This is a genomic window from Empedobacter sp. UBA5987 (genome assembly GCF_002429865.1).
Taxonomy (GTDB): domain Bacteria; phylum Bacteroidota; class Bacteroidia; order Flavobacteriales; family Weeksellaceae; genus Empedobacter; species Empedobacter falsenii_B.
Genome location: NZ_DJBB01000012.1, coordinates 70,556 through 96,796 on the forward strand (window position 1 = coordinate 70,556; position 26,241 = coordinate 96,796).

The 26,241-nt window shown below is 31.7% G+C and carries 25 protein-coding genes; 17 read left to right on the forward strand and 8 right to left on the reverse strand.

Translation table 11 applies throughout. The features are described 5' to 3' along the window. Positions 1-221: 221 nt before the first annotated feature. From B3J26_RS01680 to hutH, 7 genes are all read right to left on the reverse strand, one after another. Entirely contained in the window at positions 222-503 is a 282-nt protein-coding gene (locus B3J26_RS01680) for a GNAT family N-acetyltransferase (protein WP_280037269.1), read from the reverse strand. 24 nt (positions 504-527) lie between these two features. Beyond that, the gene (locus B3J26_RS01685; protein WP_291072908.1) at positions 528-1,400 is read right to left on the reverse strand and encodes a pirin family protein; all 873 of its coding nucleotides are present in this window, start codon (positions 1,398-1,400) and stop codon (positions 528-530) included. A 519-nt stretch (positions 1,401-1,919) separates the two neighbouring features. Further along, a complete protein-coding gene (locus B3J26_RS01690) occupies positions 1,920-2,342 on the reverse strand; it encodes a hypothetical protein (protein WP_291072910.1) in 423 nt (140 codons plus the stop codon). Between the two features lie 197 nt (positions 2,343-2,539). Continuing rightward, positions 2,540-4,204: a hypothetical protein gene (locus B3J26_RS01695; RefSeq protein WP_291072911.1), complete on the reverse strand. Its 1,665-nt coding sequence runs from the start codon at positions 4,202-4,204 to the stop codon at positions 2,540-2,542. Between the two features lie 6 nt (positions 4,205-4,210). After that, the gene (locus tag B3J26_RS01700) at positions 4,211-6,190 is read right to left on the reverse strand and encodes a urocanate hydratase (RefSeq protein ID WP_291072913.1); all 1,980 of its coding nucleotides are present in this window, start codon (positions 6,188-6,190) and stop codon (positions 4,211-4,213) included. 89 nt (positions 6,191-6,279) lie between these two features. Further along, entirely contained in the window at positions 6,280-6,654 is a 375-nt protein-coding gene (locus B3J26_RS01705; RefSeq protein ID WP_291072915.1) for a DUF2809 domain-containing protein, read from the reverse strand. Positions 6,655-7,188: 534 nt separating this feature from the next. Beyond that, complete coding sequence (gene hutH, locus B3J26_RS01710; protein WP_291072917.1) at positions 7,189-8,697, reverse strand: histidine ammonia-lyase; 1,509 nt, start codon at positions 8,695-8,697, stop codon at positions 7,189-7,191. Between the two features lie 139 nt (positions 8,698-8,836). Between hutH and folE the strand changes: the two genes are divergently transcribed. From folE to B3J26_RS01760, 10 genes are all read left to right on the forward strand, one after another. Continuing rightward, positions 8,837-9,514 (forward strand): GTP cyclohydrolase I FolE, encoded by a 678-nt coding sequence (folE, locus tag B3J26_RS01715; protein WP_114997904.1) that lies wholly within the window; start codon positions 8,837-8,839, stop codon positions 9,512-9,514. Between the two features lie 17 nt (positions 9,515-9,531). Then, positions 9,532-11,004 carry a cysteine--tRNA ligase gene (gene cysS, locus B3J26_RS01720; protein WP_291072918.1) on the forward strand — a complete coding sequence of 491 codons (1,473 nt, stop codon included), beginning with the start codon at positions 9,532-9,534 and terminating at the stop codon, positions 11,002-11,004. 149 nt (positions 11,005-11,153) lie between these two features. Further along, complete coding sequence (locus B3J26_RS01725; RefSeq protein WP_291072920.1) at positions 11,154-14,213, forward strand: SusC/RagA family TonB-linked outer membrane protein; 3,060 nt, start codon at positions 11,154-11,156, stop codon at positions 14,211-14,213. An 11-nt stretch (positions 14,214-14,224) separates the two neighbouring features. Beyond that, positions 14,225-15,661, forward strand: coding sequence for a RagB/SusD family nutrient uptake outer membrane protein (locus B3J26_RS01730; RefSeq protein WP_291061149.1), 1,437 nt, complete (start codon positions 14,225-14,227; stop codon positions 15,659-15,661). A gap of 107 nt (positions 15,662-15,768) precedes the next feature. Beyond that, positions 15,769-17,697: a putative porin gene (locus B3J26_RS01735; protein ID WP_291072922.1), complete on the forward strand. Its 1,929-nt coding sequence runs from the start codon at positions 15,769-15,771 to the stop codon at positions 17,695-17,697. Positions 17,698-17,806: 109 nt separating this feature from the next. Next, positions 17,807-18,028, forward strand: coding sequence for a hypothetical protein (locus B3J26_RS01740; protein ID WP_291072924.1), 222 nt, complete (start codon positions 17,807-17,809; stop codon positions 18,026-18,028). 41 nt (positions 18,029-18,069) lie between these two features. Then, positions 18,070-18,531: an alpha/beta hydrolase gene (locus tag B3J26_RS01745; protein WP_291072926.1), complete on the forward strand. Its 462-nt coding sequence runs from the start codon at positions 18,070-18,072 to the stop codon at positions 18,529-18,531. A gap of 15 nt (positions 18,532-18,546) precedes the next feature. Then, positions 18,547-18,840: a hypothetical protein gene (locus B3J26_RS01750; RefSeq protein ID WP_291072927.1), complete on the forward strand. Its 294-nt coding sequence runs from the start codon at positions 18,547-18,549 to the stop codon at positions 18,838-18,840. Between the two features lie 21 nt (positions 18,841-18,861). After that, on the forward strand, positions 18,862-19,923 hold the full coding sequence (locus B3J26_RS01755) for a DUF2891 domain-containing protein (protein WP_291072928.1): 1,062 nt from the start codon (positions 18,862-18,864) through the stop codon (positions 19,921-19,923). Positions 19,924-20,007: 84 nt separating this feature from the next. After that, positions 20,008-20,304: a hypothetical protein gene (locus B3J26_RS01760; RefSeq protein WP_114997882.1), complete on the forward strand. Its 297-nt coding sequence runs from the start codon at positions 20,008-20,010 to the stop codon at positions 20,302-20,304. Between the two features lie 77 nt (positions 20,305-20,381). Here B3J26_RS01760 and dusB read toward each other — a convergent pair whose 3' ends face one another. Then, a complete protein-coding gene (gene dusB, locus B3J26_RS01765) occupies positions 20,382-21,377 on the reverse strand; it encodes a tRNA dihydrouridine synthase DusB (RefSeq protein WP_114997879.1) in 996 nt (331 codons plus the stop codon). Positions 21,378-21,409: 32 nt separating this feature from the next. Here dusB and B3J26_RS01770 point away from each other — a divergent pair, with 32 nt between their 5' ends. The 7 genes from B3J26_RS01770 to atpA all read left to right on the forward strand — a co-directional run bounded on the left by B3J26_RS01770 (position 21,410) and on the right by atpA (position 26,221). Beyond that, positions 21,410-21,625, forward strand: coding sequence for an AtpZ/AtpI family protein (locus B3J26_RS01770; protein WP_114997876.1), 216 nt, complete (start codon positions 21,410-21,412; stop codon positions 21,623-21,625). Between the two features lie 5 nt (positions 21,626-21,630). Then, positions 21,631-22,011 carry a hypothetical protein gene (locus tag B3J26_RS01775; protein WP_114997874.1) on the forward strand — a complete coding sequence of 127 codons (381 nt, stop codon included), beginning with the start codon at positions 21,631-21,633 and terminating at the stop codon, positions 22,009-22,011. A 78-nt stretch (positions 22,012-22,089) separates the two neighbouring features. Then, the gene (gene atpB / locus B3J26_RS01780; protein WP_291072931.1) at positions 22,090-23,226 is read left to right on the forward strand and encodes a F0F1 ATP synthase subunit A; all 1,137 of its coding nucleotides are present in this window, start codon (positions 22,090-22,092) and stop codon (positions 23,224-23,226) included. 48 nt (positions 23,227-23,274) lie between these two features. Further along, positions 23,275-23,484 (forward strand): ATP synthase F0 subunit C, encoded by a 210-nt coding sequence (gene atpE, locus B3J26_RS01785; protein ID WP_013598300.1) that lies wholly within the window; start codon positions 23,275-23,277, stop codon positions 23,482-23,484. A 93-nt stretch (positions 23,485-23,577) separates the two neighbouring features. Continuing rightward, positions 23,578-24,072, forward strand: coding sequence for a F0F1 ATP synthase subunit B (locus B3J26_RS01790; RefSeq protein ID WP_291072933.1), 495 nt, complete (start codon positions 23,578-23,580; stop codon positions 24,070-24,072). 2 nt (positions 24,073-24,074) lie between these two features. Then, complete coding sequence (gene atpH / locus B3J26_RS01795; protein WP_125350590.1) at positions 24,075-24,614, forward strand: ATP synthase F1 subunit delta; 540 nt, start codon at positions 24,075-24,077, stop codon at positions 24,612-24,614. 32 nt (positions 24,615-24,646) lie between these two features. Further along, positions 24,647-26,221 carry a F0F1 ATP synthase subunit alpha gene (gene atpA / locus B3J26_RS01800; RefSeq protein WP_291072936.1) on the forward strand — a complete coding sequence of 525 codons (1,575 nt, stop codon included), beginning with the start codon at positions 24,647-24,649 and terminating at the stop codon, positions 26,219-26,221. Positions 26,222-26,241: the final 20 nt, after the last annotated feature.

The following is a 26,241-nucleotide window of genomic DNA, read 5'->3' on the forward strand; positions in this document are numbered from 1 at the left end:
AAATAAATGCAGAGAGGTTGTGTTTTTTTTTGCTTTTATAAAGTCTATTAAAATTATGGACTTATAAAAAGTTATGCAAAAATAATTAGTTTTTTTTGAATGATTTTTTATTAAAAATGAAATTTATTCTACAAAATAACCATCTTGCAGGATAAATTTTCTAATTAATATTTAAGATTACGATTTATTATTGTATAATCGAAATTCATAGTAATTATTTCTTAAGATAAGATATCTCTAATTTCTGGATTTTTTTCAAACTGCGCTTTAGCAAAAGGACACAAAGGAATTACTTTGATATTATCTTTTCTCACCCAATCTACTAAGGCTAATAAAGCTTTTTTACCAACACCTTGTCCACCATATGCTTCGTCAACCTCTGTATGATCGATAATAATTTTATCATTACCAGCCCAAACGTAATCCATTTCTCCAGCTTTTTTATCACCATCTAAAACGACAAAAGCACCATTTTTCTTATCATCAATTTGTTTAATTTCCATGAGTTTTATTTTTTAAGTTGTTTATTAATCTTCTAAAGTACCAAACTTTCCGTTATTAAAATCCTCAAAAGCTTCGCGAATTTGCTCTTGTGTATTCATCACAAAAGGACCATAGGAAGCGATTGGCTCATTCAAAGGTTCTCCACTCAAAATTAATACCACACTATTTTTTGTTGCTTCAATTGAGAAATCTTCGCCTTCGTTTGTAAACAATAATAAGTGATCCGTTGGAACAATTTCTTGGTTGTTCACTTTTACTTCTCCATCAATAACTAATAAAACGGTATTGTAATTTGCAGGAAAATTAAAATTAGCTTTTCCATCTTCATTCAGTTTTGCATTCAGCATATTAACAGGAGAAAATGTTGATGCAGCACCTTTTGTTTGGTTATATTCACCAGAAATAACTTCGATAAAACCATTTTCAACTTCTACAGTTGGAATATCTTTATGTTCAATCGCTTGATATTTTGGAGTGCTCATTTTATCCTTTGCAGGAAGATTTACCCACAATTGAACCATTTGAAAAATTCCACCTTGTTTATAAAATTCTTCGGCATGATATTCTTTGTGTAGAACACCCGAAGCTGCTGTCATCCATTGTACATCGCCTTGATGAATTGTTCCTCCTCCACCAGAACTATCGTGATGAGAAACGCTTCCTTCATAAGAAATAGTTACAGTTTCGAAACCACGATGTGGATGCACGCCAACACCTTTTGGTTTGTCTGTTGCTGGAAAATGAAATTTTGAATTGTAATCTAACATAATAAATGGATCCATTCTACGCATATCCAAATGATAACCACTTGGAATAAAATTGTGTACTCTAAATCCATCCCCTACAAAATGTGGTTCTCTTGGTGCGATAACGGCTTCTATATTTTTTGTATTCATCTTCTTATTATTTAGTGATTGTTAACTTGTTTTATTTTCTTTTACAAAGTTAGTACCGCCTGATTTGTAATGTCTTGATGTAGGATAAGAAGTTGTACATGAATTAATTGATGTAGGGTAATGGAAATGATTCAGACATTTTTTTACATGAATAAATACAACTCTAATCGATTGTTTTTATCTTTGTGAGACTGCTTTAATTGACTCAATATCTTCGTTTTAAAAACATTAATTTATTAGTCTTCTATACCGATTCTATGCCGCCTTTATGTCGCCTCTATGCTACCTCTATGCCGTGCTTCGAGGCATTAATCTCGCCTTAACAAGGAGGCTTGTTCGGTCTTTCTTCGGTGTTTCTTTATCCATAGTCCAGCTATAGGACTAATTACCCTCGACCTAAAGTATGAGAAGCTGAAATAAATTCAGCTTGACAAATATGTTATTATGATATAATGTCATCCTGAACTTGTTTCAGGATTGTTTTCAAAACTAAAAACCCACCTCAATAGAGGTGGGTTTTTAGTTTAAATATTTTAAAATATCTTTCTCACTAATATTGTAGGGAATTTTATCCCATCCATTATAGGGGTCATTAATACAATCATTAATAACATACGGAAGTAAAAATTTTTCATTTGTTTCTGGACTAAAAATAATTAATCTTCTTTCACCTATTTTGTCAGGATCTAAACGACCAGATACTTGACCTTCATATGTTTTACCTTTATATGTGTAAATATAATGAATATAGCTACCAGACTTTGATTTACTTGATCTTGATAGAATACCAACGTTATATTTTCTTTTATTTTTCATAGAGGTTTTAGCATGGTTTGTATTATATAAACTGATTAAAAGCATCATTATAAAAAAACCTATTAACACCAACCATTGAATAATATTTTCTTTGTTGTCAACTAAATAATTTAGAATTGATTTCACTATAATAACTCTTCATTTACTATATTCGGTAAAGTCACCTTTAATAAAGGTTCTTCTTCCATGGCACGTTTAATTGCAAAAATAGCTTCTTCGTTTCATTCACATCCCAATGTATATTGATTTTAAACTGTTTTCAGCATCAGAATTTTATTCAACTGTTTATTTCAGGTCTATGAGATCACAATTAAACAAATAAATTAGTCAAGTAGTTTTTCTATAAATTCATTATTCTGAATTCTAATTTTTATAAAATTATCGCTATTAATTAAAAAATCTAAATATTTTTTAATAAGTATATCGCCGTATGATTTTTTAATTTTATTGATTAAATCAAGTTCCATATCTTTTTGAGAAGAATAACTGTAGAGATAAGCTAAACGTTTAAGTAAATTTATTAAGAAGGTATTTTTGTTAAATAAAAAGAGTTGATCAAAATAACATAAAATTATTTCAGCTGGAACATAATTACTTATTACATCGATCATTTTTTTATACTCCTTTTCAGCATCTAATATCTTAAAATATAAATCAATACAATCATCTGATTCGTAAAAATTTATTTTAAGATTAGTAAGTGTTTTCGTTCTGAATTTTTTAAACTTTTCTTCTTCATTTAAATGATTTTTTATAAAAAGAAAATCTTCTAATGATGGATTGTAAGGGAATTTTAAAAGTTTTATTTCTGTATATTTAGGCAAATCATTTGTCTGTTTATAAAGTTTTTCTAGAATATTGTAATAAGGGTAGTTGTATTTTTCTTTAGAATTGTTTGAAATAATATCTTTACAATAAGCTTCTACAGCAATATGGTCAGTTTTCATTAGTTCTTCTAAAATCATTAAATTATAGTCATTTTGATAAATTGATGGTTTGAAATATTCTTTTATTTCTGTAAACAACTCTGTCTCTATCATGATTTGTAGAAAGAATGTCTGAATCTCTATGTTATAATTTATATTTTCTTTATGCCATTTTTTTAGGTAATTTAGAAGGTGTTGTCCGATAATTTTTTTTCTCTCTGTAGTCGCTTGATAATATATTTCTTTATTTATTTCAAAATCATTTACAGTTATATTATCCATATTAAGGAAGTTGCTCCAATGATCAAGTACAACGTTTTTCCATTGTTCTTCTACTGCTATTTTATTGATCCTAAAAGCATATTTTTCTATAATAGCGTAAACATATTTTTCTAATCTTTTACTTGTTGTACCCGAGTTAAAATGAAAAGAAAGTAATAAATCACATATTCTTATAATTAGTGGTTTTACGATTTCTGTCGTCTTAATAATGCAATCTATATAAGCAAATACAGGTTCAAGAGCAATTTGTAGTAAATCGATTATCTTTTTTACTTCGGATATTTCTACTTTCCTTTTTTTACCTATTATTGAGGTTATTGTATCTTTTATTAATTGTTCTACTTCATCAAGAGAATACTCTTTTTGTTTTTGAGAAAATGATAACATGAAATATTGTTCAGCTTCTCTATTTGTATTAAAAAAATCAAGTAACCATTTTCTTAAATCTTCTTCTTCAATTAGTTTAAGTAAAGTTTCGCTCTCTTTTTCTTTTTTTATGCGAGTTTTTTTAACAGGTTTTAAAGAGGTAAGTTTTACGATTTCTTCTAGCATTTTTTTTTGATGAATACACCAAGATTCGTTACTTCCACAATCACAAGAATGGGAAGTAACTTCTTTATTTTTGATTACTATATTTACATCGTAACTATTCGACTGGTCATCTACAAAAGCAATAAAGTTCCCTTTTTTTTCTTCTTCTAATTCTCTAATTTCGAGTTTTTTAATATCTCTTTTGTTTTGAGAAGAAATTAATTTGAGTAAATTTTCAATAGTATTCATAAGCTTTTATAATAAATCTTCATCAACGATATTTGGTAAAGTAACTTTTAATAATGGTTCTTCTTCCATTGCGCGTTTGATCGCAAAAATAGCTTCTTCGTTTCTTGCCCAAGAACGTCGAGCAATTCCATTGTTCACATCCCAATGCAACATTGATTTTAAACGTTGTTCAGCATCTGAAGATCCGTCCAATAACATTCCGAAACCACCATTGATTACTTCTCCCCAACCAACGCCGCCGCCGTTGTGAATAGAAACCCAAGTTGCACCTCGGAAACTGTCGCCAATGACATTGTGAATCGCCATATCAGCTGTGAATTTTGAGCCATCGTAAATATTAGATGTTTCACGGAAAGGAGAATCTGTTCCAGAAACATCATGGTGATCACGACCTAAAACAACTGCTCCGATTTCACCTTTTGCAATCGCACCGTTAAAGGCTTTCGCAATTTTAATTCGTCCTTCTGCATCTGCATATAAAATACGGGCTTGCGAACCTACAACCAATTTGTTTTCTTGTGCACCTTTTATCCACGTGATATTATCTTGCATTTGTTGCTGAATTTCTATCGGAGAATGTTGCATGATTTCCTCTAAAACTTGGCAAGCAATTTCATCTGTTTTTTGTAAATCTTCTGCTTTTCCAGATGTACAAACCCAACGGAAAGGTCCGAATCCAAAATCGAAACACATTGGTCCCATAATATCTTGTACATAACTTGGATATTTAAAATCGATATTATTTTCTGCCATTACATCTGCACCAGCTCGAGAAGCTTCTAATAAAAAGGCATTTCCATAATCGAAGAAATACGTTCCTTTTGCGGTATGTTTGTTAACAGAATCCGCATGACGACGCAACGATTCTTGTACTTTTTCTTTGAATAATTCAGGATTGCTTGCCATCATTTCATTGGCTTCATCAAACGATAATCCAACAGGATAATAACCGCCAGCCCAAGGATTATGCAAAGATGTTTGATCCGAACCTAAGTCGATGTATAGATTTTCTTGGTCAAATTTTTCCCAAACATCCACTACATTTCCATCATAAGCAATCGAAACAACTTCTTTATTTTCTTTGGCTTCGCGAACACGAGCAACCAATTCATCCAAATTAGTAATCACTTCGTCCACCCAACCTTGTTCATGACGTTTGTATGTCGCAGCAGGGTTTACTTCGGCAGTTACAGACACAACTCCTGCAATATTTCCTGCTTTTGGTTGAGCACCAGACATTCCACCAAGTCCTGCCGTTACAAATAATTTACCAGCCGTACCTTCATTATCGATTTTGCGACAACCATTCAAAACGGTAATAGTTGTTCCATGAACAATTCCTTGCGGACCAATGTACATATAACTTCCTGCGGTCATTTGCCCGTATTGAGAAACACCTAACGCATTCATTTTTTCCCAATCATCCGGTTTCGAATAATTAGGAATCACCATTCCATTTGTAACGACAACTCGCGGTGCATTTTTGTGTGAAGGAAATAATCCCATCGGATGTCCAGAATACATCACCAAGGTTTGCTCTTCTGTCATTTCAGACAAATATTTCATCGTTAAAAGATATTGCGCCCAGTTCTGGAAAACCGCGCCATTTCCTCCATAAGTAATCAATTCTTCAGGATGTTGTGCAACTGCGTGATCCAAGTTATTTTGAATCATTAATTGGATTGCTTTTGCTTGTTCTGAATTTCCTGGATAATCTGTAATTGGACGAGCAAAAATTTTGTAATCAGGCATCAAACGATACATATAAATACGTCCGAAATCTTCCAATTCTTGCTTAAATTCTGGAATTAATTCTGCATGATCTTTTGGTTCAAAATAACGTAACGCATTTTTAAGCGCTAATTTTTTTTCGTCTTCCGATAATATTTCTTTACGCTTAGGTGCGTGACTTACGTTAGGATTTCTGTCTTTTTTTTGAGGTAAAACAGAAGGAATGCCTTGTTTTATTTGTTCTTGAAAAGTCATTTTTTTGTGTTTTTATATTTTGCGTTAAACGTTATAAGTTTTACGATTTTTTGTTGTTATTCTGAACTTATTGAGGAATCTCGTTCAAATTACATTTTTTTCTTCAAATCTTTATCAATAAAAAATAATAGAATAAATCCGACGAAATAACATAGTAAATCAATCCACGAAAAAGATGTTCCGATAATTATTCGAGCTGCTTTGTTATGTCCTAAGCCAATCATTTCTACAAAATTGAAATATTGTAAAATTTCTACTACAAAAGAAAAAAACAATGTAAAAATTGCAATGTTAATCGCTTTTGTGTTGATAAATGCTTTGATAAAATAGTAAATGAAAATCACGACTAAAATATCACCAACAAAAGGACGAATGATCTTGTCTTTGATGTGCAACGCAATAATTACTTCAATCAAAAAGATAATAATTGCTATGCTGAATGATTTTTTATCGAATTTGAACATTAGGTTTTTAATTAATAATTTTAAAATAATCAATAAAACATAAAATTGAATTTCCAATAAGTAATATTAAACCAATCAGATATAATATGAAATTACTAAAACTTGTTGGTTGAATTATTTTTAATTTGATTAAACCAAGAATAATTAAAATACTTAATATTAAACTGAAAATAATCAATAAAACTATGATTAGTAAAATATTATTTTTTTCATAAATTGAGTTTACGGAAAATAAAAGAGCAATAGATAAAAAAGTAGAAATCATTAAAAAAAAGTACTGCTTTGTCTTTTTTAGAATTATCACTTTTATAACTTGTAACACTAAAAAAATCTAATATAGCTTGTATAAAATCCATTCTCTTTTATCTTTTCATTCTAATTTTTAAAAAAAACTCCATTTGTCGGAATGACATTTATTTGATTGTCGTTGTTGTAATTGTCACTCTGAGCTTGTCGAAGAGTCTTTCTAATTATAGTAAATTATCTACATTATAATAGCTTATCCTTCGACAGGCTCTGGATGACAAGGATAACTTAGAAACTTAATATTAATTTTTTGAAATCATCTGTTTGTAGCAAATCGATAATATTATTGATGTCATCTCCAATCAAACGATCATCTTCTAATTTTGGACAAACTGAACGAACTTTTGAGAAAACGTCTTCTAAGAAAGCACTTGTTTTACGTGGTCTTCTAAATTCTAAACCTTGACAAGCGTACATTAATTCGATTGCTAAAATACGTTCTACATTATCTAAAACTTGGTTGAATTTTCGTCCAGAAATACTTCCCATCGAAACATGATCTTCTTGTCCCAAAGAAGTCGGAATACTATCTGCCGATGCAGGGAAACACAAGGTTTTGTTTTCTGTACAAAGTGCGGCTGAAGTATATTGAGGAATCATGAAACCAGAATTTAAACCAGAACTTTCTGTTAATAATTTTGGTAAACCATATTTTCCTTCGATTAATAAATATTGACGACGATCCGAAATATTTCCTAATTCAGATGCAGCAATTGTAGCGTAATCTAATACCATAGCTAATGGTTGTCCGTGGAAGTTTCCGCCAGAAATGGCTTCTTCGTCCGAAACAACGATTGGATTATCGGTAACAGAATTTAATTCGATTTCAGCTAATTCTTGTAAATGAAAAAATGCATTTCGTGATGCACCATGAACTTGAGGCATACAACGCAATGAATATGGATCTTGTACACGACCACATTCTGCATGAGAGAAAGCAATTTCAGAACCTTTCAATAAATTTCGCATACGTTCTGCAACCAATAAAGTTCCTTTGAATGGACGAACTTGATGTAATTCTTCTTCGAATGGACGGGGAGAACCTTCGTAAGCTTCTAATGATAAAGCACCCGCAACGTCAGCTAAATTCAATAAATATTCGAATTTTTCTAAGCCATTTAACGCATGAGATAAAATGAATTGTGTTCCGTTGATTAACCCTAAACCTTCTTTTGCAGAAAGATGTAAAGGTTGTAAATTATGTTTAGCCAAAGCTTCTTTTGTCGAAACAATTGTATCGCCATCCCAAACTTTTCCTTCACCAATTAATGGTAAAAATAAATGTGATAATGGCGCTAAATCTCCAGATGCTCCAACAGATCCTTTTTCAGGAACGACCGGAATAATATCTTTTTCGACCATTAATAAAATTCGTTCCACAACATCTAAAGTCACACCAGAATATCCTTTTGATAAAGCATGTGCTTTTGCAATTAACATGGTTTTAGAAATTTCTTTCTTGATTGGATTTCCAACACCAACCGCATGACTGATTAATAAATTATGTTGAAGTTGACGCGTTTCTTCTTCCGAAATTTTAGTGTCGCAAAGTGGTCCAAAACCAGTGTTAATTCCATAAACTGTTTGACCAGAAGCAACTATTTTAGCAACGTTTTGTTGCGATTTTAAGATTTGTTGTTTACTCGCTTCATTAAGTTCAATTTCGATGTTTCCTTCTTTGATTCCTTTGTAATCCTCGAACGAAAGAAAATCGATACCGTAAGTTTTCTTGATCATTTTTTCGAATTTGTGATACTTCAAAGATAATCTTTTCATTGATTTGATAAAAGATAGAAATCATTTCAGATGTAATAAATTGAGATTTGATAAGGTTTTATAACACTATCTTTTATAAATTTGCTAAAATTTTTATGTAATGTGTGATAAACATCTTCATGACGAAATGGGGGACGACCATATTTCAGCAAACTTAGAAACGCCTTTGAGAGCTGATGCCTTTGAGTTGTCTGCTGAAGAAAAAGTGGAAAAGATAGAAGCGGATTTCCGTAACATCATGGAAACTTTAGGCTTAGATTTAACAGATGATAGTTTGAAAGGAACGCCAAAACGTGTTGCGAAAATGTTCGTAAAAGAGATTTTTGGTGGTTTATTGCCAGAGCGTAAGCCTGGAATGTCAACTTTCGAAAATAAATATAACTACAATCAAATGTTGGTTGAAAAGGATATCGTGGTTTATTCGACTTGCGAGCATCACTTTTTACCAATTGTTGGACGTGCACATGTAGGTTACATCTCGAAAGGGAAAGTAATCGGATTGTCTAAAATGAATCGTATTGTAGAATATTATGCAAAACGTCCGCAAGTACAAGAGCGTTTGACAATGCAAATTGTGAAAGCAATGCAAGAAGCGTTAGGTACAGACGATGTAGCATGTATTATTGATGCGAAACATTTGTGTGTAAATTCGCGCGGAATCAAAGATATCGAATCAAGTACAGTTACTGCCGAATACGGTGGAGCATTTAAAGATAATGAGCAATTAAGAAAAGAGTTTATTTCGTACATCGGAATGAAAACTACTTTTAATGTTTAAAATATAAATCCTATAAAATGGTAAAAGAAAATCAATTAAAATTACATAATTCCTTAACGGGACAGAAAGAAACGTTCGAACCAATTAATCAAGATAATGTTGGAATGTATGTTTGTGGACCTACCGTTTACAGTAATGTGCATCTTGGGAATGTACGTACGTTTATGTCATTTGATATGATTTATCGTTACCTAAAATTTTTGGGTTACAAAGTTCGTTACGTTCGTAATATTACTGATGCTGGGCATTTAACAGATGATGGAAATGTAGAAAATGATCGTTTTGTAAAACAATCTAAATTAGAGAAATTAGAACCAATGGAAATCGTACAGAAATATACGGTTGATTTTCATAAAGTTCTAGAGAAATTTAATTTATTACCTCCAACAATCGAGCCTACAGCAACGGGTCATATTTTAGAACAAATTGCTTTAGCGGAGAAATTAATTGATTTAGGATTTGCTTATGAAGTAAACGGATCAGTTTATTTTGATGTAGAAGCATATAACAAAAAAGGACTTGATTATGGTGAATTGAGTAACCGTAACATCGAAGAGTTAATCAATAATACAAGAGATTTAGACGGACAAGGAGAAAAGAAAAATCCTGTGGATTTTGCACTTTGGAAAAATGCTTCGCCTGCTCACATTATGCGTTGGGCTTCACCTTGGGGAGATGGTTTTCCTGGTTGGCACTTAGAATGTACAGTGATGAGTACAAAATATCTTGGCGATTATTTCGATATTCACGGAGGTGGAATGGATCTTAAATTTCCTCACCACGAATGTGAAATTGCGCAAGCAAAAGGTTCTAACGGTCACGAACCAGTAAAATATTGGATGCATGCAAATATGTTGACGATGAATGGTCAGCGTATGAGCAAATCGACTGGAAATTACATTTTGCCAATGCAATTAGTGAATGGTGAAAATGATTTCTTCGAAAAACCATTTCATCCTGCTGTTGTACGTTTTTGTTTCTTACAAGCGCATTATCGCAGTGTTTTAGATATTTCGAATGATGCAATGTTAGCTTCAGAAAAAGGATATAATCGTTTGGTTGAAGCATTAAAAACATTAGAAACAATTACACCAAAGAAAACTTCTACCGTTAATATTGATGAATTAGAAGCGAAATTATACACCGCAATGGATGATGATTTCAATACGCCAATATTGATCGCACATTTATTTGAGGCAGTAAAAATGATTAATTCAATCAAAGATAGTTTCGAGAATATTACAGCAGAAGATTTAGAACGTTTAAAAGCGATTATGAATGGTTTTGTTCATGATGTTTTAGGTTTAGATACAGAAGCTGTAAACGAAAGTTCTGACAAATTAGATGGTGTTGTAAAAATGCTAATCGAAATGCGTAATCAAGCACGTGTGGATAAAAATTGGGCTTTATCAGATCAGATTCGTGATCAATTAAGTGCATTAGGTATCCAACTAAAAGACGGCGCTGATGGTACTACTTTTAGTTTTTAAAATAAGTTAAAATTAATATAGTATTATAATTAAGCCACTTAGAAATAAGTGGTTTTTTTGTTTTGTTTAAATAAAATTTAACAAAATATTTGCATTATAAGTATTTATTTATCATATTTGTTATAATTAGCACTAAAAATTAACATAATATGAGGAGAAGGTTTACTTCTTTGGGTATTCTATCAATGTTTTTGATGGGAGGTTTAGCTTATGCCCAAGTAAAAGGAGTTTTAAAAGACTCAAATGGTTTTCCAATGGAAGAAGCTGAGGTTATTGTTACAAGAACAGGAACTTCGGTTTTTACTGATGGAAACGGAAACTTCAATGTAGATGCAAAAGTTGGTGATACATTAAAAATTATTGACTCTAATGGAGAAGAAAAAACGATAAAAGTTACTTCTACAACATTGGGAGATGTGAAGTTTATTACAAAAGCATCTAGTAGTATTGAATTAAATACTGTTACTTTAGTAGGAGGAATCAAGATGGATGCAGCTCAAAAAATTGGAGCTTATGATATTGTAAAAAAAGAAGATTTTGAATTAGCTCCAACTGCTTCAATAGATGAAGTGTTGAATGGACGAGTATCTGGGCTTGTTTTTTCTACTAACTCTGGAGATCCTGGATCTACAAATATTATTACAATTAGAGGGGTAGGTTCTTTGATTGGAACGCCTAATCCCTTATATGTAATTGATGGGATTGTTGTAGGTAAAGGTTCAGATAATGCAGGTTTAATGGAATCATGGAATCCATTAGCAGCTATTGATCCTAATATGATAGAATCTGTTGCAGTTTTGAAGGATGCTTCAGCTACAGCTCTGTATGGAGCACGGGGAGCAAATGGAGTTATTGTTGTAACTACAAAAAGGGGAAAATATAATCAAAAGACAAGATTTAATATAGGTACTGATATGGCATTTCAGTCTATTGCTTATGATAAGCAAGAATGGATGAGTGCTTCTGAATATATTAAGTGGGGAGGATTGATGGAATATAATTCAGGATCATTTACTTCGATGGATGATGCTGTAAAGGCTTTTTCAACTCTTGTTAGTTATGATGGAGTGACAGATGAAAATTGGCAGAAACGTGTTCAACGTAATACAGCTTCTGTTAAGACTTATAATTTTGCAATGACAGGAGGAGGAGAGAATACTTCTTATAGATTTGGAGCTTCTTATTACGAGAATAATCCTTTGATTTTAAATTCATATTTTGATAGAATGAGTTTAAGTACTGCAATTGATCATAAAATAGAAGATAAATTTACTTTTGGATTAAATGTTAATTATACAAATGTTAAACGAAATTCTATAGATGATGGTGGAGCTTATAGAAATCCTTGGTTAACGAATTGGTATATATCTCCAATTTATCCAGCATATAATGCAGATGGTACTTATAATCAAGATAATTTAGGACCTAGTAATAGTAATTTTAATCCTCTAGCTATTCAGGAGATGGATTTTACTAAAGGTCGTATTGAAACTTTTTTAGGATCCGTTAATGGAGAGTGGCAGTTTGCTAAAGATTTCTATTTGTATTCTTTATTTGGAGCACAAAGTCAGAAATTAGAAGAGAAAATGTACTGGGATCCTCGTATTGCAGATGGATTAACATATGGAGGAGTAGTTCAGCAATCCTTTACAAATATTTTTGATTGGAACTGGCAAAATTCTGTTAGTTTTAGAAAAAAAGTGAATGATAGACATGATATTCAAGCCTATGTAGGAATGGAGTATCAAGAGCATAATTATACAATTTCGTCAGCATCTGTAGGTAAATTATCAGAACCTAGACCTTTTTTAACATATGGAACAGAAAGAAGAAGTGCAGATGAAGATGTATTAAAATGGACTCAAATCTCGTACTTTTCAAGATTAAATTATATTTTGGATGGGAAGTATACATTTTCTGCTCAGTTAAGAAGAGATTCAAATTCGACATTAGGAAAGTTTAAAAAATCTGGAGTATTTTGGTCTGTAGGAGGGTCTTGGAATGTAACAAAAGACTGGGATTCATCACCCTTTAGTAAGTTGATTTTAAGAGCGAATTATGGTGAAATAGGGAATATTCCATATGCGGACTCATGGGGAAGTGTGTATAATTCATTGAATTTGTTAGGAATAAGTAGTTATACAGGAGATGATGCTACAATTTATTTAAGTAATGCTAAGAATGATAATTTAGCTTGGGAAGTAAGTAAACAGTTTAATGTAGGTCTAGATTTTGGTTTTATTAAAGATAAATTAACACTTTCAGTAGATGCTTATCAAAGAAAAACAGCATCTGCTATATATACTACTCCAATAGCACCTCAAAATGGAAGTCCAGGAAGTTTTTTGACTAATATTGGAGAAATAACGAATAGAGGAATTGAGTTGAGTTTTAATTATTTACCTGTAAATGGAGAACATTTTAGATGGAATATTTATGGAAATGCTTCTTATAATAAAAATAAAGTTACAAAACTTGCAAATCCTGATCAAATAGATAGATCAAGTTTAAGAGCTCTTAGTGTAGGTAAAGAATACTTACAATATTATACTTATGAATGGGCTGGAGTAGATGAAGCAACAGGGTATGGAACTATCTGGAAGGATGAATCAAGAACTGAAAAAGTTATTTTAGATAATGCTAGTAAATATAGTCAAGCAAGTAGAATTTGGCAAAAAGATTCTCCATTTCCAAAATATTTAGCAAGTTTAAAAAATGATTTCACATATAAAGGCTTTACTCTTTCTGTATTCTTTACAGGACAGTTCAAGTTTTCTGTCATGAATCGTTGGCAGAATTATGTTACAAGTGATGGTAATAGCATTTATTATAATCAAACTAAAGATGTTTTATATAACTCTTGGACAGAAACAAATACAAAAGCAGATAATCCAAAACAAATGTTATTCAACACAACAGGATCTTATGAGCCTTCTACTCGTTGGTTGAGAAAAGGAGATCATATTCGATTAAAAGATATAAAATTTGCATATAGTTTTAATGATCTCTTTAAGAAAAGTACGGGTATAGATAATTTCACAATTTATGCAAAAGGTACAAACTTATGGATTTATGTTTTTGATAAAGACTTAACTTTTGATCCTGAGTCTAATTCAAATGCAGCAGGAGGTGCTTATGGAAAGGGAATGTATGATTACACATCTCCTATTATGAAAAGTGTATCATTAGGTATTTCTATTGACTTTTAAAAAATAAAAAAATGAAAAAACATATTTATAGATTATTATTTATTGTACCTATTCTATTGAGTTCTTGTAGTGAGGATAGACTTGATCTTATACCTGAGATAGGGGATGTCTATGATGGTAATTTAAAGAACGAAGATCAAATGGCTCAGGTTGTGCAAGGTATTTATCCAAAATTAGGGAGTGGATCTAATTTTGGAGCAGATATTTTAATACAAGGAGAACTATTATCAGATAATATTTTTGTATCGAATGCTGCAGGAGATATAGCCTATGTTAATACTGCTGCTTTTGCGTGGCATTCAGGTAATTCTCCATTTGGACAATATAGAGGTTTATATGAGGTCGTTCAGCAAGCCAATTTAGTATTGAATGATACAAATGTTCCGATAAATGTTAATGTCTTAAGTTTGAAAGGAGAGGCTAAAATAGCAAGAGCATTAGCAATGTTCTACCTTGTACAAGGTTTTTCTCCAAATCCTACATCTGGTGTTAATCAAGAGTATGGTATTCCTATTAAAAATGATATTTACGATCCTCAAAAAACAGTTGGTAGGTCAACTATCGATGAAGTATATGATTTTATTATTAGAGATTTAACCGAAGGAATTGAAGGGATGGCTAATTCAAGTCGTCAGGATAAAATTTATTTAAGTGCAACTGCAGGAAAGTATTTGTTGTCTAAAGTATATTTAACTAGAGGTAAGTCTGGAGACTATCAAAAATCAATTGATTTAGTTGATGATATTTTAAAGTCATCATCAAATTTTTCAATGATAGAAGCTAGTGGTTTAGTTAATTATTTTACTTCAAAAGAAATAAGTTTGTTAGAAAATCAACCAGAAACAATTTTTGAAATTTCTCAAACATCTATATCTAATTTAGGAATTAATACTCATCCTGGTCAGTATTATACCTTCAATGCATCTAAAAGAAGGTTGATGATGAGAACATCTTTATACAATACTATGAATAGTACTAAAGATGTACGACTTTCTTTGTTTCAAACAGCTCAAGCTCCTACTGTAGATGATCCAAAAGGTGTTTGGTTAAAAAAGGTTCCTCAGTCAACATCTGAAGGGGCTAATACAGCAAATGTAAAAGTATTTCGTATGACTGAACTATTATTCATTAAAATGGAAGCGCTAGCGAAGTTAGGAAGAAAGTCTGAAGCATTAACTTTATTAAACGAGTTTGCATTAACAAGAAAAAGTTCAGTTTATAAAGGAGATGATATTATTACTGATATTTTAACTGAGAAACAAAAAGAATTTATTGGAGAAGGACTGAGGTTTTATGATTTAAAAAGAAATAATTTGCCTATTGTTAAAACTTCAAATTGTAATGGAAATATTTGCGAAGTTTCTGCAAATGATAAGTTGTTTGTTTTTCCTATTCCAATTGGAGAATTAGATAGAGCTCCTGAGGTGAAGCAATATCCAGGCTGGTAATAAACTAACGAATTAAACATTTTTATAACATTTGCCCACTTAGAAATAAGTGGGTTTTTTTGTATCTCTCAATTTTAGATTACTTTTGTAAGGATTTATTCAACAGGATGAAAAAAACAATCATTGGTTTATTTTTATTAGGAGCTATTGTAGCACAGGCTCAAGAGGATTCGATAAAAGTTTTAAAACCATTAAAAGGATCATCAACAAATGATTCGGTTACATATTATAAAACCAAAATTGACGATTATAAGTTTTGGACAAATGGTAGAAAACCAGAAGTATTGGATACGACATTAAGTATCAAAAACTATTATAATCAAAATTTTATTCGCAAAGATGCGTTTGGAAAATTATTTTTCCCGAATGTTGGAGGTGTAGTGGTGGATTTGGAGTATCAAAATACACCATTCAATCCGTCGATGTTACCAACTGGTAAAAAATACAACTATTATTACGCAAATGATATCAAATATTATGATGTCAAAACGCCATATACTGAGTTTATTTACGAGAATGGTGTAAAAGAAGGTAACTTTTTGTCTTCGACATTTTCGCATAATATCAACAAGCAATTCAATTATACGTTTCATTATCGTGGATTAATTTCCGAAGGTCGTTACAAGAACGAAAAAGCGCAGAATAATACCTTCGTTTTTTCATCAAATTATAAAACAAAATCGGAACGTTTCAAATTGTGGTGGAACTATGCAGCACAAAATCTGAAAAATAATGAGAACGGTGGAATAGAGGATATCAACGATTTTATTTTACAAGATGAGCGCAGAATGACGAATGTTCGTAATATTCCCGTGAATTCACAAACAGCAAAATCTGAGTTTGATGCACGTCGAATTGAATTGAATGCTTCGTACGGAATCTTAAAAAAGATGAATATAAAAGATTCAACTTTTTATAATCCAATCGAATTGAAGAATAAATTTTCGTACGAAAAACAAAAATATCGCTACGAGGATACGTCACCAAACGGAACTTTATATTCTACATCGATTATTACAGGAATGGATTATAGAAGTAAAAAGAGTTTTACAGATTTATCCAATACGACAACTGCTGGTTTTCAGTGGACAGATCGTGTGAAGATAGAGGCTGGTGTTAAATTCCAGAATTTGCGCGTTTTTGCTGATCAAGCCATGACGATTATTGCAGTTCCAAAGCAAATAGAGGAAAATCTTTTTGGAGTTCTTGGAAAAGTGGATTTTGATTGGAATGAAAAATTGAAACTTTACGGAAATGTTGAATATCTGCAATCTGATAATTACAAAAGTGTTTACAATGTAGATGCGGTTTTAGATGTGACGCCTATAGAAGGTTATACATTGAGTGCTGGAGCGGTTATTCAGTCAAAACTTCCTTCGTTGAATGCAGTTTACAATCAAAGTTTCTTTAATAATTTTAACTACGTTAATAAATTTGAAACAGAAAATGTTCAAAATATTTTTGCAAAGTTAAAGTTAGATAAAGTTAATACAACCTTAGAAGCCTCAATTTATAATATTGACAATAAAGTATATTTAAACGAATTGTTGGTTTATAAACAATTGACGGATAATATTAATTATTTCAAGATAAAAGGTGAAAATCATTTACGTTTCGGAAAGATTAATTTGGTTTCGACAGCGCAATATCAAAAAGTAACGAAAAACGAAGAATATATGCCTTTGCCAGATTTCTTAATTCGTGAAACATTGTATTGGCAAGGAGAATTATTCAATAAGAATGCTCAATTACAAGCTGGTATTAATGCAACATATTTTACGAAATACAATGGTTTGCGTTACATCCCAATTCTGAACGAATTTGCATTGCAAGATCCAGCAAGTATACAAGAGATTGGTGGTTATCCTATTTTGGATGTTTTTATCAATTTCAAGGTTCGTAATATGCGTTTTTACATTCGTGGTGAGCATATCAATGCGTCGTTTACAAAACAACCTGATTATTTTGCAGCACCAAATGTTCCGTACCGAGATTTCAAATTTCAACTTGGCTTGAAATGGAATATTTTTAGTTAAAAAAATACAAATTATACAGAAAAACGACTTCATGATGAGGTCGTTTTTTCTGTCCAAAATCATTTGTGTAGAATAATTCTAAATAGCTATTTTTAGGAAAATTTTATACATGAAAAAATTCCTACTTTTATTTTGTTTGATTTTCTTTCAAATCGGTTTTTCGCAAGAAAAATTATCAATTGGTGAAATTCAAAAAATAAATTCTAAAATCTTAAATACTGAACGAGAAATTTGGGTGAATCTTCCCGAGTCGTATACCAATAATAAACTTCAAAAAGTAAATTATCCAGTGATTTATGTGTTAGATGCCGAATCTAATTTTACATTTTAACAGGCGTAGTTTCTAAATTTCAATCTGGTTTTTATCCGGAAATGCCCGAATCGATTATTGTTGGAATTACAAATAAAAATGGTGATCGAACAAAAGATTTTACACATGTGAATGATGTTAATTTCCTCAATTTTATTCAAACTGAATTGTTTCCTTTTATGCAGAAAAATTATCGTGTGAATGATTTTCGTTTGTTAATTGGACATTCTTTGGGTGGCTATTTTGCGTTGAAAACCTTGTACAATCACCCCAAAACTTTCAATGGATATGTTGCGCACGATCCAAGTATTTGGTTTAATGACAAAGAATTATTGAATCTTTATCAAAACTTAGAAAATCATTCTTTCGAGAATCGATTTTTGATGATTACGCAAGTCGGAGAAAGTCAAAATACAAATCATTTACGCGATCATTATCAAAGCATAAAAAAGGTGGATGAACGTTTGAAATTATCAAAGAATAAATCGTTGAATTATCATTACAAACAATATGTTGGCGAATAACATGGTTCGGTTCCAATGATTGGCTCGATTGATTATTTGCTTTGGCAGTTTGATGGTTATCGTGTGAATATTAAAGAGATTCCGAATCAACCAAATTTGGTAAAAGATTCGTTTGAATCGATTTCTAGAAAGTTGAATTATTCTTTTCAACCAACAGAAACGTATATCAACAATGTTGCAAATTATCTGGTAAAACAAAAGAAAACGGATTTAGCAAAACAGTTTTTTGAACAAAATCTGAAAAATTTTCCTGAAAGTTTACAAACAAAAGAAGAATTGAAAAAATTCCTGGACTCGAATAAAAATTAGTAATTTGGTAAAAACATTTTGATGAAAAAATTACTCTATTTAACAACTTTACTAACGACAACTGCATTTGCGCAAGAATTACAATTAGATCAAGCCAAAAAAATATTTGAATTACCAACGCATTGTATCAAGACTGAGTATCCGAATAAACTAGGAAATGTTTTGGGAAGTGATCAGGATTTGAAAACGCCAAAGCAATTGCGTCCAATTTTTTATGGTTGTTTTGATTGGCATTCTTCTGTTCATGGATTTTGGTCGATTGTGAAATTGATGAAAGATTTTCCTGAATTGGATCAAAATAATCAGGTTAGAAATGAGTTAAATCAATTGATTACAGCAGAAAATGTTGCGGTCGAAATGACCTTTTTCAATGATAAAAATAACAAGAATTTCGAGCGTACTTATGGTTGGGCTTGGTTGTTACAATTGCAAATGGAATTGAATAATTGGCAAGATAAAGATGCGCAAGTTTGGGCAAAAAATCTGAAACCTTTGAGTGATTTGATTATTGTTCGATACAAAGAATATTTGCCGAAATTAGTTTATCCAATTCGTACAGGAACGCATGATAATACGGCGTTTGGTTTGAGTTTAGCGATAGATTATGCACGTTCTGTGAATGATAAAACATTCGAAAAAGTGATTACTGATAATGGAAATCGTCTTTATTTAAAAGATAAAAGTTGCAATATTGCTTTCGAACCAAGTGGATCAGATTTTCTTTCGGCTTGTTTGGAAGAGGCTTTGTTGATGTCTAAAATTCATCCTCATGATGAATATAAAAAATGGTTGAGATCATTTTTACCACAATTGTTTGATAAAAAACATGAGCTAAAACCTGGAATTGTTTCGGATCGTACGGATGGGCAATTGGTTCATTTGGATGGTTTGAATTTTAGTCGTGCAACGGCTTTGTATCAAATTTCTGCAAAATTACCAGAGTTAAATTATATGAATGATTGGGCAAATCATCATTTCAATTACTCGTTCAATAATATTTCGAACGATGATTATATGGGGAGTCATTGGTTGGGAACTTTTGCACTTTATGCACTGAAAACCAAACACGAAACTAAAAATTAGCTAATAATAGGGATTTTATAACGATAGAATTGAATCTAAATTTGTTTCAAACAAAACTAATACGAAACATTAAATTTTAATTCTATGAAAAAATATTTTTATATCGTCATTGCAGTTTTAGGTCTTGCAGCATTCGGATTTAGTCAATATTCGAAAAGTCAATTAGAAGATCAATTAGCTAAAACAGGGAAATGTGTAGAAGGTGTTGTTGTGGAAACTAGCGGAACATTTAAACGTCCGAAAGCAACTATACAATATCCTGTGAATGATGAAGTTTACGAAGTTACTTTACGATCTAGAGCAGACGTGGACGAAGTTGTATTGATGAAATATGATATGCTGAATCCAGAAGAAGTGTTGCTTGTAGATAATTGTAATTAATTATAGTCTCAAGTTTAAATGAAAAATCCACCAAGTAATTGGTGGATTTTTTTATAGAGATGAATTATTTCTAACGATTAAATTTCTTCTAATTTCGGAATAAATTCTTCTTCAATTTCTTTGAAAGTAGCTTCCAAATCAACCAAATTATCTTGTGTAACTAATTTTGTGCGATAAGGTTTGAAATTTGGAATTCCTTTGAAATAATTGGTATAATGCATACGTGTTTCTAAAATTCCTGTACGTTCACCTTTCCAATCAATCGCCCAATTTAAGTGGTTTTTAGCCGCTTCCATTCGTTCTACAATTGTTGGTTCTGGTAACAATTCACCTGTTTCTCGATAATGTTTAATTTGCTCGAAAATCCAAGGGTAACCAATCGCCGCACGACCAATCATTACACCGTCTACACCGTATTTTTCTTTGTATTCTATTGCTTTTTGAGGCGAATCTATATCTCCGTTTCCAAAAATTGGAATTTCGATATTTGGATTAGCTTTTACTTTTGCAATCGGTTCCCAGTCTGCATTTCCTTTATACATTTGTGTACGTGTTCGACCGTGAATTGACAAAGCTTTGATACCTGTTTCTTGCAAACGTTCTGCAACTTCATAAATGTTGATCGAGTCAGAATCCCAACCCAAACGCGTTTTTACAGTAACTGGTAAATGTGTACTTTCAACAACAGATTTTGTTAAACGTACCATTAAATCTATATCTTTTAATACACCAGCTCCAGCGCCTTTACAAACAACCTTTTTTACAGGACATCCAAAGTTGATGTCAACAATATCAGGTTGAACTGTCTCTACAATTTTAGCTGACATTGCCATGGCTTCTTCGTCTCCACCAAAAATTTGAATACCAATAGGACGTTCGTAATCAAAAATATCTAATTTTTGACGACTTTTTATTGCATCACGAATCAATCCTTCAGAAGAAATAAATTCTGTATACATCAAGTCTGCTCCATGCATTTTGCATAGGCGACGAAATGGCGGATCACTCACATCTTCCATCGGTGCAAGCAATAAAGGGAAGTCTGGTAATTCTATGTTTCCTATCTTTACCACGAAATAATTTTTTGCAAAATTACATAAAACTTATGAAAGAAGAACGAAAGTCCGAAGGTGTAAATCAATATTTAAAGTTTTCTGCGACGGGAATACAGATGGCGGTAACGATTGCGTTATTTGCTTGGTTAGGAACTTTTTTGGATAAAAAAATGGAAACAGACAAGCCATTATGGACGGCTGGCTTATCTTTGCTGGGAGTTTTTGCAGGATTATATTTGATGTTGAAGCAATTACCAAAAAAATAATTTTAATGATTAAGAAATTTATTCTTTTAGCACTTTCTTTTATTGCAATGGTTGCAATTTTTTGTGGTATTCATTACGCAATTGTTGAGCATTATAATTTTAGCGAAAATCCGCTAATTGTTCCAAAAATGTATTTAATAATTGGATTAATTACATTAATGATTTTGCAAGTTGGTTGTTTTGTGAAGATAAAATTTCCAGAATATGTTGGTTTTGCCTTTATGGGAGGGATGATAGCGAAGATGGCAATTGTATTAGCATTGATTGTTGTGAATGAACAAATTAAATCAAATGTTGTGCAATTAATTATAAGTTATTTTGTAATTTTGCTAGCCGAAGTTTTAGTGTTTATTCGCTTAATTAATTTAAAGTTAAAAAAAGTTTAATGATTTTTAGCATTTGACTTTGGTAAGTGGTTAATTTACTATAATTTTGCACGCAATTTAGAAACAAAGGAATTATACATGAAATTTTCAGCGTTATTAGCGTTTTTATTACTTTTTAATATTGGATTTGCTTCAGCAGAAGTTCATCATGAAGGGTTACCAAAAACGTTCGAAGAGTTAGTTAAAAGTGAGGAGACAAAAAACCACGAGGAAGCTGCTAAAGTTAAGTCTGGTGAATCTACATTTAACCCGGTGCCAGTAATTATGCACCATATAGCAGATGCACACGATTGGCATTTTTGGGGAGAAGGAGAGAAAAGTGTTTCAATTCCATTACCAGTTATCTTATGGGATAACAATGGATTGAATGTATTTATGTCTTCTAAATTCCATCACAACGAAAAGGTTGTAGAAAGTAATGGGAATTATTATATTAATTTTCATGAAAAGATATACAAAACTGATGCTGAAGGTTCTATAGAGCCTCATGTTGATGAGAAAGGTGCTATTCATTTACAGAATGAAAAACCCTTAGATTTTTCTATTACAAAAAATGTAGCTTCAATGCTTTTATCTTTTGTTTTATTAATTCTAATTTTCTCTGCTGTTGCATCGAGCTACAAAAAAGGAAATTTAGTCCCTAAAGGTATTGCATCATTTATAGAACCAATTATTTTATTTGTTCGTGATGAAGTAGCAATTCCTAATATTGGTAAAAAGAAATATGCGAAATACATGCCATATTTATTAACGTTATTCTTCTTTATTTGGATTAATAATTTATTAGGATTATTACCAGGTGCAGCAAACGTAACAGGAAATATTGCAGTAACATTTGTATTAGCTTTAATTGCTTTAATCGTAATTAATTTTTCAGGAAATAAAGATTACTGGGGACATATGTTATGGATGCCAGGAGTACCAGTTCCAGTAAAAATTATCTTAGCACCAATCGAATTAGTTGGTATTATTACGAAACCTTTCGCTTTAATGATTCGTTTATTTGCGAATATTACAGCAGGTCACATCATTATTATGTCGTTAATTTCATTAATCTTTATTTTCCAAACAGAAGCTATGGCAGGTGGATCTATTCCTTTAGCATTATTTATCTACTGTTTAGAATTATTAGTAGCGGCATTACAAGCATTTGTGTTTACTATGTTAGTTTCATTGTTCATAGGAACAGCAGTAGCAGAACACGATCATCATTAAGAACAAAGAAATATAAAAATAATTTTTTAATAATTAAATACAATTATCATGACAGGAAGTATTGCAGCAATCGGAGCTGGTTTAGCAGTTTTAGGAGTTGGTTTAGGTATCGGTAAAATCGGTGGATCAGCTATGGAAGGAATCGCTAGACAACCAGAAGCGGCTTCAAAAATTCAAACAGCTATGATTATCGCAGCAGCCTTAATCGAGGGTGCAGGTTTATTTGGTATCGTAGTTGCGTTATTAGGTAACGGATAATATTTGAATTAAAATTAGCTTCAATAACGGTTGGTTGTTGAAGCTAATTCATTAAAAAATTAATTAGAAAATAAAATTTAATACATACACACAATGGATTTAATTACACCTTCAGTTGGTCTTATTTTTTGGACTGCGGTCGTATTTATCATCTTATTAGTATTGTTAAGATCATTAGCTTGGAAACCAATTCTATCTGCAGTTAAAGAAAGAGAACAATCTATCGAGGATGCATTAAACGCAGCTAAAAAAGCGAAAGAAGAGATGGCTTTATTAAACGCTCAAAACGAGAAAATCATGAAAGAAGCTCGTGCTGAACGTGATGCAATCTTAAAAGAAGCGCGTGAAATGAAAGAAAATATCATCAACGAGGCGAAAAATTCTGCATCTGTAGAAGCTAACAAATTAATTGAGAACGCAAAAGCAGCTATCCAAAATGAAAAAGTATCAGCTATGGCAGATATCAAAAATCAAGTTGGACAGTTATCTATTGAAATTGCTGAAAAAATATTAACGAAAGAATTAGCAGATAAAACTGCTCAAGAAGACTTAGTTAATAATGTTATTGATCAAGTTAAATTTAACTAAACATGGCAGGATTCAGAGCAGCACAAAGATACGCTAAGAGTTTGATGCAATTTGCTAATGAAACTAATCAAGCAGATGTTGTATATGCTGAAATGAATGATGTGTGCAAAATAATTAAAGAGAGTGATGATCTAAAATCATTTTTAAATTCTCCAATTATTGAAGCGAGTAAAAAAGAAGTTGTTTTAAAAGAAATTTTTAAATCTTTTTCTAAAACAACGAACACATTTATTTCATTAGTTGTAAAACAAGGACGAGAAAATATCTTGTCTAAAATAGCAGATCAGTTCATTGCAAATTATAATCTTGCAAATAATATTGTAACAGCAGAAATTACTTCAGCTGTTCAGTTAGATCAAAAAACAATAGATAACATTGTTGCAAAAGCAAAACAAACTTTAGCAGCAGGTAGTCAAGTAAATGTAGTAAATAAAATTGATGTATCTTTAATCGGTGGTTTTATCTTGAAAATAGGTAATACTCAAATTGATTCATCAATCAAAACAAAATTAGCTACATTAAAAAAAGATTTTTCAAAATAAAAATACATTCCTAAATTTTAAATATTTCAGAAATGCCAGAAATAAATCCAGCTGAAGTTTCAGCTATATTAAAACAACAACTATCTAGCTTTGATTCAGCAGTTGAATTAGCAGAAGTTGGAACCGTTCTAACTGTTGGGGATGGTATTGCTCGCGTTTACGGGTTAGACAATGCTCAATACGGAGAATTAGTAGAATTCTCAAACGGATTAGAAGGAATGGTACAAAACCTTGAAGAAGATAACGTAGGTATTGTACTTTTCGGACCTTCAAAAGGAATTAAAGAAGGGGACTCAGTAAAACGTACAAACAGAATTGCTTCTATTAACGTAGGAGAAGGAATGTTAGGACGTGTTGTAGATATGTTAGGAAATCCTATCGATGGTAAAGGACCAATCGAAGGACAATTATATGAAATGCCTATCGAGCGTAAAGCTCCTGGAGTTTTATACCGTCAACCAGTAAACGAACCATTACAAACAGGTATCGTTTCTATTGACTCTATGATTCCAATTGGACGTGGACAACGTGAGTTAATCATCGGTGACCGTCAAACAGGTAAAACTTCTGTTGCTTTAGATGCAATCTTAAATCAAAAAGAGTTTTACGATAGAGGTGAAACAGTTTTCTGTATCTATGTTGCAGTAGGACAAAAAGGTTCTACAGTTGCAGGAATCATGAAAACATTACAAGACCACGGTGCAGATAAATATACAGTAGTAGTTGCTGCAAATGCATCTGATCCTGCTCCAATGCAAGTTTATGCTCCAATGTCTGGTGCTGCTATTGGTGAATTTTTCCGTGACTCTGGTCGTCCAGCATTAATTGTTTATGATGATTTATCTAAACAAGCTGTTGCTTACCGTGAGGTATCTTTATTATTACGTCGCCCACCAGGACGTGAAGCATATCCTGGAGACGTTTTCTACTTACACTCTCGTTTATTAGAGCGTGCTGCAAAAGTAATCAAAGATGATGCAATTGCATCTCAAATGAATGATTTACCAGAATCTATGAAAGGTATCGTAAAAGGTGGTGGTTCTTTAACTGCTTTACCAATTATCGAAACTCAAGCTGGTGACGTTTCTGCATATATCCCAACAAACGTAATTTCGATTACAGATGGACAAATCTTCTTAGAGTCTGATTTATTCAACTCAGGTGTTCGTCCAGCGATCAACGTAGGTATCTCTGTATCTCGTGTTGGTGGTTCTGCACAAACAAAACCAATGAAAAAAGTATCAGGTACATTAAAATTAGATCAAGCTCAATACCGTGAGTTAGAAGCTTTCGCTAAATTTGGATCTGATTTAGATGCAGCTACAATGAGTGTTATTGGTAAAGGTGAGCGTAACGTAGAGTTATTAAAACAAGCTGTTAACTCTCCAATTCCAGTAGAAGAACAAGTAGCAATTATATTTGCAGGTACTAACGGTTTATTAAGAAACGTTCCTGTAAATAAAGTTAGAGAATGGCAAGCAGATTTTGTTGATTTAATGAAAAACAAATATGCTGATACTTTAACATCTATCCGTTTAGGAAAATGGACAGATGAAATTATAGAGGTATTGAAGAAAGTTGTTACAGAAACAACATCAAAATATTAATAAAAATAAAATAAAAGCTT